At 67.6% G+C, this 13799-nt stretch carries 14 protein-coding genes and 2 tRNA genes; 13 read left to right on the top strand and 3 right to left on the bottom strand.

The features are described from left to right. The first annotated feature begins 163 nt into the window (after positions 1 to 163). On the top strand, positions 164 to 616 hold the full coding sequence (locus O9271_RS13800) for an LEA type 2 family protein (RefSeq protein ID WP_298270753.1): 453 nt from the start codon (positions 164 to 166) through the stop codon (positions 614 to 616). Then, a complete protein-coding gene (hflX, locus tag O9271_RS13795) occupies positions 597 to 1997 on the top strand; it encodes a GTPase HflX (protein ID WP_298270750.1) in 1401 nt (466 codons plus the stop codon). Before O9271_RS13800 ends, hflX begins: the two co-directional genes overlap by 20 nt. A 50-nt stretch (positions 1998 to 2047) precedes the next feature. Here hflX and O9271_RS13790 read toward each other — a convergent pair. The 3 genes from O9271_RS13790 to rfaE1 all read right to left on the bottom strand — a co-directional run bounded on the left by O9271_RS13790 (position 2048) and on the right by rfaE1 (position 3382). Further along, positions 2048 to 2121, bottom strand: a tRNA-Val gene (locus tag O9271_RS13790). Positions 2122 to 2240: 119 nt separating this feature from the next. Next, positions 2241 to 2314: transfer RNA gene (locus tag O9271_RS13785), tRNA-Ile, on the bottom strand. Positions 2315 to 2386: 72 nt separating this feature from the next. After that, the gene (rfaE1, locus tag O9271_RS13780; RefSeq protein WP_298270748.1) at positions 2387 to 3382 is read right to left on the bottom strand and encodes a D-glycero-beta-D-manno-heptose-7-phosphate kinase; all 996 of its coding nucleotides are present in this window, start codon (positions 3380 to 3382) and stop codon (positions 2387 to 2389) included. Between the two features lie 47 nt (positions 3383 to 3429). On the opposite strand from rfaE1, the gene O9271_RS13775 reads away from it, so the two are divergent. The 11 genes from O9271_RS13775 (at position 3430) to O9271_RS13725 (ending at position 13699) form a co-directional block, all read left to right on the top strand. Beyond that, complete coding sequence (locus O9271_RS13775) at positions 3430 to 4386, top strand: DMT family transporter (RefSeq protein ID WP_298270745.1); 957 nt, start codon at positions 3430 to 3432, stop codon at positions 4384 to 4386. 63 nt (positions 4387 to 4449) lie between these two features. After that, positions 4450 to 5553: an asparaginase gene (locus O9271_RS13770; protein ID WP_298270743.1), complete on the top strand. Its 1104-nt coding sequence runs from the start codon at positions 4450 to 4452 to the stop codon at positions 5551 to 5553. Between the two features lie 85 nt (positions 5554 to 5638). After that, positions 5639 to 6253, top strand: coding sequence for a carboxymuconolactone decarboxylase family protein (locus tag O9271_RS13765; RefSeq protein WP_298270740.1), 615 nt, complete (start codon positions 5639 to 5641; stop codon positions 6251 to 6253). A 28-nt stretch (positions 6254 to 6281) separates the two neighbouring features. Further along, positions 6282 to 7304 (top strand): GTPase ObgE, encoded by a 1023-nt coding sequence (gene obgE, locus O9271_RS13760; protein ID WP_298270737.1) that lies wholly within the window; start codon positions 6282 to 6284, stop codon positions 7302 to 7304. Further along, positions 7285 to 8163, top strand: coding sequence for a DNA-processing protein DprA (gene dprA, locus O9271_RS13755; protein WP_298270735.1), 879 nt, complete (start codon positions 7285 to 7287; stop codon positions 8161 to 8163). The genes obgE and dprA overlap by 20 nt, the downstream gene beginning before the upstream one ends. Then, a complete protein-coding gene (hemW, locus tag O9271_RS13750; RefSeq protein WP_298270733.1) occupies positions 8160 to 9314 on the top strand; it encodes a radical SAM family heme chaperone HemW in 1155 nt (384 codons plus the stop codon). Before dprA ends, hemW begins: the two co-directional genes overlap by 4 nt. Before the next feature lie 49 nt (positions 9315 to 9363). Continuing rightward, positions 9364 to 10410 (top strand): heat-inducible transcriptional repressor HrcA, encoded by a 1047-nt coding sequence (gene hrcA / locus O9271_RS13745; RefSeq protein ID WP_298270731.1) that lies wholly within the window; start codon positions 9364 to 9366, stop codon positions 10408 to 10410. A gap of 194 nt (positions 10411 to 10604) precedes the next feature. Then, complete coding sequence (gene dnaJ, locus O9271_RS13740; protein WP_298270729.1) at positions 10605 to 11738, top strand: molecular chaperone DnaJ; 1134 nt, start codon at positions 10605 to 10607, stop codon at positions 11736 to 11738. Further along, the gene (locus O9271_RS13735; protein ID WP_298270728.1) at positions 11731 to 12591 is read left to right on the top strand and encodes a 50S ribosomal protein L11 methyltransferase; all 861 of its coding nucleotides are present in this window, start codon (positions 11731 to 11733) and stop codon (positions 12589 to 12591) included. Before dnaJ ends, O9271_RS13735 begins: the two co-directional genes overlap by 8 nt. Further along, entirely contained in the window at positions 12564 to 13361 is a 798-nt protein-coding gene (locus tag O9271_RS13730) for an RsmE family RNA methyltransferase (RefSeq protein WP_298270726.1), read from the top strand. Before O9271_RS13735 ends, O9271_RS13730 begins: the two co-directional genes overlap by 28 nt. Beyond that, entirely contained in the window at positions 13358 to 13699 is a 342-nt protein-coding gene (locus O9271_RS13725; protein WP_298270724.1) for a histidine triad nucleotide-binding protein, read from the top strand. The genes O9271_RS13730 and O9271_RS13725 overlap by 4 nt, the downstream gene beginning before the upstream one ends. Positions 13700 to 13799 lie beyond the last annotated feature (100 nt).

Here is a 13799-nt window from a genome sequence, read left to right as displayed (position 1 = left end):
GTCGGGAACTCGAGGGTGCCATCGGGTACCACGGGGAGATGGCGCGGGCTCTCGGCGTGGCCGCGTCGGTTTTCCATTCTTTCACCATCGGATGTGACTCGTGATGTCTTTCTCGGCTTCGGCCCCCACTAGGCGCTGGTGGAGATCGGCGGCTCGCGGGCTCATGATGGGCGCTGTAGTCGCCGGTGCCACGGGGTGTGCGGCGCTCGGACGTGCCACCTTTCAGGAGCCCGATGTGCAGCTCCGCGAGTTCACCATTACCGGGCTCGGCCTCACCGGTGGCAGCGTCGATGTGGTGCTGTCGGTGTACAATCCCAATGGCTACAAGCTCGACGCCATCAGGATGACCTACCTCGTGGACGTAGACTCGGTCAAGCTCGGTGAAGGTGCGCTGGACAGCCGGTTCGTGGTGCCGGAGAAGGACTCCTCCATTGTGCGCCTGCCTGTCCGATTCACCTACGCCGGGCTTGGCGCCGCCGGACGGGCGCTTCTGCAGTCGGGCACGGTCAACTACCGCGTGCGCGGGGATTTCTCGGTGGGCACGCCGCTGGGCAACTTCACACGACCGTACGATCGACGCGGTCGCTACTCCTCGGTTGCCGGAAACGGCAAGTAGATTCTTCCGAGTCATTTCACACCGGTCTACTGCCATCAGTCGCGAGCCAATCAATCTCACGCCCCCCGTCGAACGGGCGATCCTCGTCAGCGCGCCATTCAAGCGCGGTGGTGCCAAGCATTACGTGGACGAGCATCTCGAGGAGTTGGCGCGCCTTGCGGACACGGCCGGTGCGCAGGTGGTGGGCACGCTCACGCAGCAACTCGACCGACCGCACCCCGGTACCTACCTCGGCAGCGGCAAGGTCGAAGAACTGAAGCAGCGCATTCAGGAGCTGGGGGCCACCCTCGTCATCTTCGACGACGAGTTGACGCCCGCGCAGGGCAAGAACGTGGAGTCGGTGGTGCGGACGCGAGTCATGGATCGAGCAGAGCTCATTCTCGACATTTTCGCGACGCGCGCGCGCTCGAGCGAAGCCCGCATGCAGGTGGAACTCGCGCAGCTCGAATATCTGTTGCCGCGCCTGACCCGCCTGTGGACGCACCTCGAGAAGATGCGTGGTGGTATCGGCATGCGTGGACCCGGCGAAACGCAGCTCGAGACCGACCGACGCCTCATCCAGCATCGCATTCGCATCCTCAAGGAGCGGCTTGCCGACGTCGAGCGCGCGCGTGAGGTGCAGCGCCAGGGGCGGCATGCACATTTTCGCGTGGCGTTGGTGGGGTACACCAATGCCGGCAAGTCGTCGATCCTGCGGCATCTCGCCAACGACGGCCTGGTGTTCGTGGAGGATCGTCTGTTCGCCACACTCGATCCGCTCACGCGCGAGGTCGACATTGGCGATGGCTACACCGTGCTGCTGACCGATACCGTCGGCTTCATCCGCAAGTTGCCACACCACCTGGTGGCATCGTTCCGTGCCACGCTGGCCGAGGCGCGCGAGGCCGACCTCCTCCTCCACGTGATCGACGCGAGTCATCCAGCATGGGAGGAGCAGCGCGATGTCGTGGACGGCGTCCTGAACGATCTCGGCCTGTCGTCACGTCCGCTCACGTACGTGATGAACAAGATGGATGCGGTACCGGCGGAGCAGCTGTCGGCGGTGCGCGAGCGTGTGGCGAACCTCATGCCGAACTCGCTGTTCGTTTCCGCCGTTGCCGACGGCGGCCTCGACACACTGACCAGCTCCCTCCGGTCCAGCCTGCGCAGCCTGCGCCCGATTCTGGAAGTGCACATCCCGGCCTCCAACGGGCGCCTCATTGCAGAGGTGCACCGTGATGGCGAGGTCCTCGAGCAGCGGACCGAGGAGGAGATGCTCGTGCTGCGGGCGCGTCTCGACGAGCGCTCGATTGGGCGGCTCCGCCATGCGGGGGCGCGCGTGATTGTCACGCAGGCCGGTATGCGGCCTGCCGCACCTGTTCCGGCCGTCTCTCTCCCCTGAAACGACGAACGGCCAGGCGATCCTGGGGATCGGCTGGCCGTTCGAACGAGTGGGCGCGCAGGGACTCGAACCCCGGACCTCTGCTGTGTGAAAGCAGCGCTCTAACCAGCTGAGCTACGCGCCCGTTTCCGTTCCCGTATTCAGGAGACGGATCGAAAACGTAATCGGACAACTCTGGTGTGGGAAGCCCCACGGAACAGACTCGCAGATAACGCACACCGGCCGTACGGCGCCGGCTATCGATGGTCCGGGTGGGACTTGAACCCACGATCGATCGATTATGAGTCGACTGCTTTAACCGACTAAGCTACCGGACCGGTGCCACACGCCGGGGAATGCGCGCGCGCCACACTGTATTCTCGATCGATGGCGCGTCCGACGCCAGTCCGTCATGGCACGCCGTGGAGGGCGTCGAAGGCGTCCAGCACCTCCTCGGGGGTCACGGTGGCGGCGCCCAGCTTGCCTACCTCGACGCCGGCGGCATAATTGGCCACGACGGCTGCCTCGAGGGTGCTGGCCCCCGCTCCCAGCATGGTGGCGAGATACGCCGTCACCGTGTCGCCTGCACCAACGACGTCGTATACTTCGCGGGCCGTGGTGGGGACCCGGTGCACCACCCCGTCGGCCGACACGAGGGCCATGCCACGTTCGCCGAGGGTCAGCAGAAGGTGTTCCACGCCCAAACGGGCGAATGTGTCCGGCAGGGCGGCCGGGTGGTCGAGGTCGACCGCGGCTCCCAGGGCGCTCTCGAGTTCGCGCCGGTTGGGCTTGAACACGGTGGCGCCGCGATACGCGAAGAAGTTCCTGAACTTGGGGTCCACGACCACAGGCAGCTTGCGCGCGCGGGCGAGCGCGATGGCCCCTTCGATGACCGCCGGGACCAGCACCCCTTTGTTGTAGTCCTCCAGTACGAGCGCCGTGGCTTGGGGCAGTGCACGCTCGATCGCCGACAGCACGCGGGCCACCTCCTCGGGGGCGAGATCCGCGTCGTCCTCTTCATCGAACCGCACCAGCTGCTGCGAACGCGCCATGACGCGTGTTTTTGTGGTGGTTGGCCGGGGGACCGTGACGAGGGAGCGCGATTCCATGGCCCCCGCGTCGAGCCGCTCCCGAAGCGTCGCGCCGGCCCGATCGTTCCCCACCACGGCCACCAGATCACACCCAGCGCCAAGAGCGGCCACATTTTGCGCGACATTGGCGGCGCCGCCCAGCGCCAGCTTGCGGTCACGCACGCGAACGACCGGTACCGGTGCCTCGGGCGAAATTCGATCGACGTCGCCACGCAGGTACACGTCGAGCATGGCATCGCCCACGATCACGACATGCTGCTGCCGGCCCGCCGCGAGCAGTGCCGCGAGGCGCTCGCGTTGAATGAAGGGGGTCATCCGGGAAAAGTAAGCGGTTCGAGGATTCCGTCAGTAGCTTGGCTGGGATGATCGCCCCCGTCATGACTCCCGCCCCGGATGCCGCAGCATCCCGGCGCGCCTCACCACTGGTGGTGCTGGCACTCTCGCTCGTCGGCATTTCCTTTGCGGCGCCGCTCATTCGTCTGTCGAACGCCGATCCGCTGGTCATCGCGACCTGGCGGCTCGGTTTCTCGATGATCATCGTGGCGGCCGCGCTGCTCGTGACCAAGGGGTGGCGCGAATGGCGCACACTGGCACGTCGCGAATACCTGTTCGCCACCGGGGCAGGGGTACTGTTGGCGATTCACTTCTGGTCGTGGAATGCATCGCTCCGCTACACGAGCGTGGCGGCGTCCGTGGCCCTCGTGAATCTGCAGCCGGTGATTATCGCGGTCATCAGTGTGCTGTGGCTGCAGGAGCGTCCGTCTCGCGGGCAATGGATCGGCATCGTGTTGGCCGTGGTGGGCGCGCTCATTGTGGGGGTGGCCGACGTGCCGGGCGGTCTCGCGGCGATCGGCCCGGCGCTGCTGGGTGATGGGTCGTCGGGATCACGGGCACTGTTCGGTGACCTGCTGGCGCTGCTCGGTGCCGTCACCGCTGCCGGCTATTACCTCATCGGTCGGCGTATCCGCCAGCTGCTGGGGCTCTGGCCCTATGTGGCCCTCGTGTACGGAGCCGCCTTCGTGAGCTGTCTGCTCTTCACGCAGTTGGCCGGGAAGCCCCTGCTTCCGCAGCCACCGCGTGAGTTGGCCATTTTCGCCGGCCTTGCCGCGGGGCCCATGCTGCTTGGCCATACGGGGATGAACTGGGCGCTGGGGCACCTCCCCGCCTTCATCGTGAATCTGACGACCCTGGGTGAACCCATCGGGGCCACCATCCTCGCCGCGCTTCTACCGGGCATCGCCGAGGTGCCGGGGGGCGCGACGGTACTGGGCGGGGGCCTCGTACTGACCGGGGTACTGCTGGCTGCCCGTCGCGCCTGAAGGTTTCGTCGGCGAACCGCCCCAACACCCGGTTCCGCGCACGGCCGGGGTTATCTTGTTCGAGTGTGGATTCCTGATTCTTTCGATGTTGGCTCCGGCGGGGGGGCGCCCTCCGCCGGGATCGGCAATGGGTTCGGGCCACCGCGTCAGACGCGGTCGCTCGACGTCATCGTCACGCGGGGCGGTGTCGTGGAGTCGCGCCACCGGGTACACGCGGCGGTCGTCTCGGCTGACGGAACGTTGGTCGACGCGGCACGGGACCCCGAGCTCTCCGTGTGGTGGCGCTCCTGCGCCAAGCCGTTCCAGGTCATGCCCTTCCTTCGCAGCGGTGGTTTTGACGCCGTCGGCTGGGGCGTGGAGGAACTGGCGTTGGCGTGCGCTTCCCACGGGGGGGAGCCGGAGCATGTCGCGGTGGCAGCGCGCATGCTCGCCACGCTCGGCCTCGAAGAGGGTGACCTTGCCTGCGGCCCGCACGACCCCTTGGCGAGCCGCGGCGTACGGCTCGCCCGCGAAGCTGGGGTGCGTGCGGGCCGATTGCACAACAACTGTTCGGGCAAGCATGCCGCCATGCTCGGCCGCGCCGTGCAGCTGGGCGAGTCGACCGCGGGGTACGAACTCGCCCAGCACCGCGTGCAACGCGATTGTCGGCACGCCGTCGCGCAGTGGTGCGGGCTGGCCCCTGAACGTCTCCATGTGGGCGTCGATGGATGCGGCGTCTCGGTGTTCGGACTGCCGTTGGCCAACATGGCACTGTCGTACGCTCGTCTCGTGCAGGCGGCCGCGGAAGGCGACGGCGCGAGCCGCCGTGTCGTGAGCGCCATGACCTCGCACCCGTTTCTGGTAGGCGGCACCGATCGTTTCGACACGGTGCTCATGGAGGCGTGTGGTGGCAACGTGGTCTGCAAGATCGGCGCCGAGGGCGTGCATACCTTCGGCATCGTCGATCGCGGCCTCGGGTTTGCGCTCAAGGTCGAAGATGGGGCACCGCGTGCGCAGTACCCCGCCGTGCTGGCACTGCTCGCCGCCTACGACGCGCTTCCCAGCTCGCTACCGGAAGCCGTGCGGGAGTACGGGCAGCGCGCCGTCCGCAACACACGCGGCGAAGTGGTGGGGATGGTGCGCGTGGCCGACGGCGATGTGGGCGATCTGGTGGAGATGGCGCCATGACGCGCCCGGTCTCCGTGCACCCGCTCCGCGTCGCCATGATCCGCCCGGCAGGAAATCGATGATACAACCATCCGACGAGTCGGTTATGCTGGACTCACTCGACGACGAGACGGCGGCGCTGGTGTACCTCGCCGCCGTGCTGGCCGGCGGGAGCGAAGCTCAGGTTCGCGCCGCACTCGCGCAGGCAGTCGGGACGGTGCGCGCGGTCTGGGTGGAAGAGCTCATTTTGCAGACGTACCTGTTCGCGGGCTTTCCGCGCGCCCTCAACGCCGCACGGGAGTGGCGTCGCATCAGCGGCGTCGCGGCACCCGAACGGGATACGTTTGCCATCGATGATTCCTCCGAACGGCAGCGCCAGGGTGAGGCGACGTGCGCGACCGTGTACGGGCGCTTCTACGACCGGTTGCGGGTGAACATTCACGATCTGCATCCGGCGCTGGATCGATGGATGGTCGAGGAAGGGTACGGGAAAGTGTTGTCGCGCGCGCCGCTCGATCTGGCGCGCCGCGAGTTGTGCGTGGTGGCCGCGTGTGCCATCGCCAGGCAGGATCGTCAGTTGCACTCGCACCTCCACGGGGCGCTCCACGCGGGCGCGTCGGAGGCAACGGTGACCGCGGCGCTGCAGGTTGTGTCGCCGCTGCTCGATGCCGAAGACGTGCGCCGGTACCACGGGTTGTGGGCACGCGTGCTTGGCAAGTGATTCACATACCGTCAGTCCAGGACGTCTCATGTTCGTCGATCGCGTACTTGTAAAGGTGGAGGCCGGAACCGGCGGCTCCGGACAAACTTCGTTCCGGCGGGAGAAGTACGTGCCCATGGGAGGGCCGGACGGCGGCGATGGCGGTCGTGGGGGTGACGTCATCGTGCGCGCCGACCGCAACCTCACCACGCTCCTCGATTACACCTATCGCGATGCGTGGAAGGCGGAGCGTGGCCAGCACGGGGAAGGCTCCAACCGTACGGGGCGTTCCGGGGAGGATGTGATCCTGCCGGTCCCGCCGGGCACGGTGATACGGGATGCCGACGGCAGCGAACTCATTGGCGAGGTCATGGAGCACGGCGACACGCTCCTCGTGGCCAAGGGAGGTCGCGGCGGGAAGGGCAATGCCTTTTTCGTCACCGCGACGCACCAGTCACCCCGTGAGTGGCAGCCAGGGGAGGAGGGGCAGGTGCGTCGGCTCGAGTTCGAGCTCAAGCTCATCGCCGACGTGGGGCTTGTTGGGCAGCCGAACGCCGGCAAGAGCACACTGCTTTCGGTCATTTCCGCCGCCCGCCCCAAGATCGCTGACTATCCCTTTACCACGCTGTCGCCCAATCTCGGGGTCGTGCCGTTGAGCGACCACCGCAGTTTCGTTGTGGCCGACATCCCCGGCATCATCGAAGGCGCGCACGAAGGCAAGGGCCTCGGGTTGCAGTTTCTCCGGCACATCGAGCGTACACGTCTGCTGGCGTTCCTGATTCCCATCGATGCCATGGACTGGCAGGCCGAGTTCGACCAGCTGCGCCACGAGATTGCGGCGTACTCGGAGGAGTTGGCCAACAAGCCCTTCTGCGTGGTCTTCTCCAAGCTCGATCTGCTGGGGGAGCACTACATTCCGGACATCGAGGCGGAGGGAGCCTTCGGCCGGTACGCGATCAGTGGGGCGGGGCGCATGGGGCTCGACACGATGCTCGACGGTTGGTGGCGGCAGCTACTGGCCATGCGCGCCGAGGCGCTCAAGCCGGAGCAGGATGCCCAGCTCCTCCCCTGACGACGCACGCTGCCTCGCGCCGGAGCAGCGGGACTATCCGGGGCGCCTGCGGGAGCTTGCGTCGCCGCCGAGTCAGCTCTGGGTGCGCGGGACCCTCGTCACGGCGGAACCGCCCGCAGTGGCCATCGTGGGGACGCGGCGAAGCACGCCGTACGGGGAGCGCGTGGCGCGTGCCATTGCTGTGGCCTGCGCCCGCGCGGGCGTCTGTGTGGTGAGTGGCTTGGCGCGCGGCATCGACGGGGCGGCGCACGTTGGCGCCCTCGATGCCGATGGCCGGACGGTGGCGGTACTGGGGACGGGAATCGACCAGTACTACCCGCGGCAACATCGGGCGTTGCAGGAGCGCATCGCACGCGACGGCTTGATCATGAGTGAGTTCGGTCCCGGGGATGCCGGTCATGGCGGTGCCTTCCCGCTGCGGAACCGGCTCATTGCGGCTCTCGCCGACGTGACGGTGGTGGTCGAGGCGCCCGAAAGCAGTGGGGCGCTCAACACGGCGCGGTATGCCCGTGAACTGGGGCGTACGCTCGCCGTCGTCCCGCACAACATCGACAGTGTGAGCGGGCGCGGGTGCAATCGTCTGCTGCGCAGCGAACACGCGGAGCCCATTCTGGCTCCCGACGACGTGCTAGCCTTGCTCAATTTGGCCGCGACGCCGAGCGTGGGGCTGACCCTCGATGGCGACGCGGCGCTCTGCTGGCACGCGCTCACCCGGGGGGCCGGCGATGCGATGACCATCGCCCGTGACACCGGCCTGTCGTTGCGCCAGGTGTCGGTCGTCCTCGCGATGCTCGAGATCGACGGGCTCGTGTGCTTCGACGCGGCCGGGCAGGTGCGCCCGTCGCCCGGGGTCGCATGACGTCGCGGCATGCCGCGCGTGGGCGCTACGAGCATCTGTATCTGCACGTCCCGTTCTGCGCGCGGCGGTGCAGCTACTGCGACTTTTCCATTGCCGTGCGACGCGAGGTCCCGTGGCAGCAGTACGCGCGCTCCATTGCGCGCGAGTGCGAGATCCGTCAGGTCGGGGATCATGCGGGTACGCTGCGTACGGTGTATCTCGGCGGCGGGACCCCCTCGCGGCTTGGCCCCGAGGGCGTACGCGCCACGATGGAGGCACTGCGCACGCACGTACGCTGGCGCGAAGACGCGGAAATCACGCTCGAGGCCAACCCGGAGGACGTTACCGCCGATGCGGTACGGCAGTGGCGGGCGGCAGGCATCAATCGCCTCAGCATAGGCGTCCAGAGCTTCGATGACCTGGTCCTGTCGTGGATGCACCGGGTCCACGACGCCGCCGTGGCGCGCCGGGCCGTCGAGGCCGCGCGGGCCGGGGGGATCGGTTCGGTATCGCTGGATCTCATTTTTGCCACCCCCGATCGCCTTGCTCGTGATTGGCGTGCCGACCTGCAGCAGCTTCTGGCCCTCGAGCCGGAACATGTCTCGCTCTACGGGCTGACCGTGGAACCGCACACCCCCTTGGGCCGCTGGCACGAGCGGGGGCAGGAACAGGAAGCAACGGAAGAGCGCTACGAACAGGAATTCCGCACCGCGCACGAGGAACTCGAGCGCGCGGGCTATGAGCATTACGAGGTGTCCAACTTCGCGCGCTCCGGGCACCGGGCGCAGCACAATAGCGCCTACTGGAGCGGGGTGCCCTACCTCGGGCTGGGGCCCTCGGCGCACGGATACGACGGGGCGGTTCGCCGGTGGAATATCGACGCGTTCACCGCGTGGGAACGTACCGTCTCCCAACTCGACGACCCGGTGGGTGGCGAGGAACGGCTCACGGACGAGAACCGCATTGCCGAGGCGGTGTACCTCGGGTTGCGGACCATCGATGGGTTGTCCATCAGTGTGGCCGAGCAGCGTCACGTGGCCACCTGGGTCGAGGCCGGGTGGGTTGAGGTGCATACTGATCGGGGTGGGGCACGCCTCGTGTGCGCGCCGGAGGGGTGGATGCGTCTCGACGCTCTCGCCGCCGACTTGACAGCGTTTCGAAGCGCTTCGTAGGCTTCGCTCCACACGCCTCGCGATGGGGCAACGATCCAAGGGATGCGAGATGGCGCACAGCAGTGAGCTCTCCGAGCGGGAGCGGCAGGTCCTGGAGGCGGTGATTCACAGCTACGTGGCCACGGCGGAACCTGCCGGGTCGCGCACCCTGTCGCGTCGCTTCGGACTGGGGATTTCCCCGGCGACCATTCGCAACACCATGAGTGATCTCGAGGAGAAGGGCTTCCTCTTTCACCCTCATACCTCCGCCGGCCGTATTCCCACCGACAAGGCCTACCGGACGTACGTGGACTCGCTCATGCGGGTGGACCCGTTGACGGGAGACGAGCGTCGGCGGCTCGCTGAGGACATTCAGGGCGGGGGCTCGGCGATCGAGAACATCCTGCGTCGGGCGGCGCAGTCTCTCGGTGTGCTTACCCAGGAGTTGGGAGTCGCCCTTGGCCCGCGTCTCGATCGCGCGGCCCTGCGTCAGGTGGAGCTGGTGCGCGTCTCGTCTGATCGCCTCCTCATGGTGCTCAGTCTCAGTGGCGGGGCCGTGCGGACCATCTTCGTCGAGGTGCCCGGCATCATTGCCGACGAAGCGCTCATCGGGGTCACGATCGTGCTCAACGAGCGACTGGCCGGCCTGACGCTCGACCAGGTCCGCACCTCGCTTGCCTCGCGACTGCGTGACGTGGCGACTACCCCGCAGGCGGCCGAGCTGCTCAACATTTTTGTGCAGGAGGGAGAGCAGGTCTTCGGGCGGGCCGCGGCGGATCCCCTTGATACGGTGGTGCTTGGGCAGCCGTCGCTCCTGGCGGACAAGCCGGAATTCGCCAGTGGCGAGCGATTGCGTCAGTTGATCGAGCTCACCGAGACCCGCCAGCAGCTCGGGCGGTTGCTCGAGACGCGCGGAGGGGGGCCAGGCATCTCCATCACCATTGGCAACGAGCACGGCGACCCGCGCCTGGAGCCTTTCACGGTCGTGACCGCCGAATACAACGCCGGGTCGCTGAGCGGAGTGATTGGGGTCATCGGTCCCACGCGCATGCCGTACGACAAGGTCATCGCGCTGGTCGACCACACCTCCCGCCTGGTCTCGAATCTGCTCTGCTAGGAGGGCTCCCGGCGCCGGGACAGGCTGCCGGGACCTATCGGTGCCCCGGCTGGGTTAGGTTATCCGGATTCTGTCTGCCGATCGGGCGTCGTACGGGAGCCGCGGCTCCGGTCGCGGTGCCCGCTCCGCGCTTTGTCCCGGCGCCGCCCCCCTGGCGTCGTGCCGGGTTTTCGCAGCACTCGCTCGACACCATCATGGCTGATTTCTACGCGGTCCTCGGCGTACCGCGCGACGCATCCGACGACGACATCAAGAAGGCGTATCGCCGGCTGGCGATGCAGTGGCATCCCGATCGCAATGGCGGTTCGAAGGAGGCCGAAGAGAAGTTCAAGAGCATCACGGAGGCTTACGACATCCTCCGGGACGCGCAAAAGCGCGCCGCCTACGACCGGTACGGTGAGGCGGGGCTTCGGGGGGGCGGAGCCCAGTCTGCCTACCAGCACGTGGACCTGTCCGAAGCGCTGAACATCTTCATGCGCGACTTCGGCGGCTTTGGCGATCTGTTCGGCGCGGCCGCTGGTGGCAGGCGCTCCGGCCCGCGCAGCGGTCAGGATGTCAAGCTGGCATTGCCGTTGACGCTCCCTGAAGTGGCAACGGGCGTCGAGAAGACGGTGACGCTCAAGGTGCTTGAAGTCTGCGAACCGTGCGAAGGCTCCGGCTCCGAGGCGGGCAGCAAGCCTACCACCTGCGGTACCTGCGGCGGCGCGGGAGAGGTGCGGCGTGCACAACGCTCTTTCTTCGGGCAGTTCGTCTCGGTGGCACCGTGTCCCACCTGCGCCGGTGAGGGCGTTGTGGTGTCTAATCCGTGCAAGAAGTGCCGCGGAGAAGGACGCGTCCGTGCGGAGCGCACGCTCAAGATCACGGTTCCGCCCGGGGTGGCCACCGGACAATACATGACGCTACGGGGGACGGGAAATGTTGGCCCGCGCGGTGGCACCCGCGGTGACGTGTTGGTGGTGTTCGAGGTCGAGGATGACGAGCGCTTCGAACGCGACGGCGAAGATCTGTTCTGCGAAGCATTGGTGACGTATCCGCAGCTGGTGTTCGGCGCCGAGTTGAAGGTGCCGGGTGTCACCGGCGACCTGTCGCTGCGCGTGCCGCCGGGCACCCAGAGCGGCGCGGTGTTTCACCTCCGCGGACGCGGCTTGCCGCGGGTGAACGCGTCGGGAACGGGCGACCTGCACGTCAAGGTGCAGCTTTGGACACCGCAGTCGGTTGAGGGAGACGAGAAGCAGCTGATCGAGCGTCTGGCCAGCATGCAGGGCCAGGCACCCGAACGGCGGGAGAAGGGGTTCTGGTCGAAAATGAAGGAAGTGCTTGGTGCCTGATCATTCGTCGGCTTCCGCTGCCGGACGCTGGATCAGCGTACGGGTGGTTCCGGCCAGGGACCCTGGCGCGCGTGCGGCCTGTCTTGGAGCGCTCTTCGCCGTCGGGGCCCAGGGGGTGCACGAAGATGGGCCATCGTTGGTCACGCACTTTCCGCCCGGGACCGATCTCGAGGCCGTACACCGGGCGGTGACGGAAGCGGACGAACTGGCCGTGCTGGAAACCTCGCCGGTTCCTGACATCGACTGGACGGAAGCCTGGAAGGCGCGCATTACCTCCCACCAGCTGGGCGCGCTGACGGTGGCACCACCGTGGCTCAGTGCGGAGCTCGATCCGCGCACATCGATCGTCATCGAGCCCGGTATGGCCTTCGGAACGGGGGAGCATGCCACCACGCGGGGCGTCGTGCGGCTGCTGCCGCGTCAGTTGACGCCGGGCGCTGTGGTGGCCGACCTGGGGGCCGGGAGCGCCGTGCTGTCGATAGCCGCGGCGAAACTGGGTGCCGGGCGGGTGTATGCCATTGAGCTCGACGCCGACGCCATCCCCGACGCCGAGCGGAACGTGGCGCGCAATGGCGTGAGCGATCGGGTCCATGTGTTCGAAGCCGACGCCGGGGTACTGCTGCCGCTGGTGGCGCCGGTCGATCTGGTGCTTGCCAACATCATTTCATCGGTGCTCATCGAGCTGCTGCCGGCGATCGCGGCCGCCCTCCGCCCCGGCGGCACAGCCATTCTCAGCGGCATTCTGCTCGAGGAACGCGAGACGATGCAGCAGGTGCTGGCGGCTCACGGGTGGCGCCTGCTGGACGATGATGCGGAGGACATCTGGTGGTCGGTCTCGATCGCACTGGCGTAGCCGCCGGACGGCCGCAGTTCGTTACCGCGAGCGCCTTCGGTGCCGGGAGCATGGTGGCACTCGACGAGGCCGCCGTGCGTCATTTGCGCGTGCTGCGGCTGGGGCCGGGGGCCCTGGTTGGGGTGCGCGACGGGCAGGGACTGGTCGGGGAGGGGATCGTCGTCCAGGTCACCAAGAGCACGGCGCACATTGAAGTCGCGTCGGCGCAGCGCGTCGAGCCGCTGCCGCCGGTGCACTTGCTGGTGCCGGTTGCCGATCGGGATCGCATGCTGTGGCTGGCGGAGAAAGCCGCCGAACTGGGGGCGACGAGTTGGCGTCCGGTCCTGTGGCGGCGCTCGCGCAGCGTCTCTCCGCGGGGAGAAGGGGTCGGCTTCCAGGGAAAGGTCCGTGCCCGCATGGAAGGCGCGCTGGCGCAGTCGGAGGGCGCCTGGCTGCCGCAGCCTTTTCCCGAGGCCAATCTGGAGCGGGCGCTGCTCGCCGCGCCCCCCGGCGACCGGGTGGTGCTGGATCCCGACGGCGCGCCATTTGTTGGAAACGCATCGGCATCGCTGACGCACCCGCTCGTCATCGCGGTCGGCCCCGAGGGCGGGCTCGAGCGTGACGAACTGGCGCTGCTAGCCGGGGCCGGTTTCCGTCCGGTCAGCGTTGGCCCGACCATCCTGCGCTTCGAAACGGCGGCCGTGGCCGCGTTGGCGGCGGCGCGCATGGTGTTCGGTACGGCACCGTCATCGTTTGCGGAAACTCAGCCCGAACCTCTGGAGGGGACGTGACCGACTCGTGTCTGTTCTGTCGTATAGCGGCGGGTACTCTGCCGGCGACGATTGTGGCCGAAAACGAGCTCGCCGTGGCCTTCCGGGACCTGCATCCGCAGGCACCGGTGCATGTGTTGGTCATTCCGCGGGCGCACGTGGACTCGCTGGCGGCCGCCTCCGACGCCGCACTGCTGGGGGACACGATGGCCTTGGCCGCGGAAGTGGCCCGCCGTGAGGGGGTCGTCGACTCGGGCTATCGTGTCGTCACCAACGTGGGGCGCGATGGGGGGCAATCGGTTGGACACTTGCACCTGCATGTGCTGGGTGGGCGTGCGCTCGGCTGGCCGCCCGGGTGATTGGCGGGATCCCCTGTGGCCCCGGGAAGTGGGGCGCCCCCTCACCATCTGCTGCGCCGACAAGTCCTCCCGGTTGTGCGCTTGACCGTGGAAGCCGGGG

Origin of the sequence: Gemmatimonas sp., assembly GCF_027531815.1 — a bacterium.
GTDB lineage: Bacteria > Gemmatimonadota > Gemmatimonadetes > Gemmatimonadales > Gemmatimonadaceae > Gemmatimonas.
The sequence above is the reverse complement of the archived record's forward strand: the minus strand, read 5'-3'. Positions and strand labels throughout refer to the sequence as shown.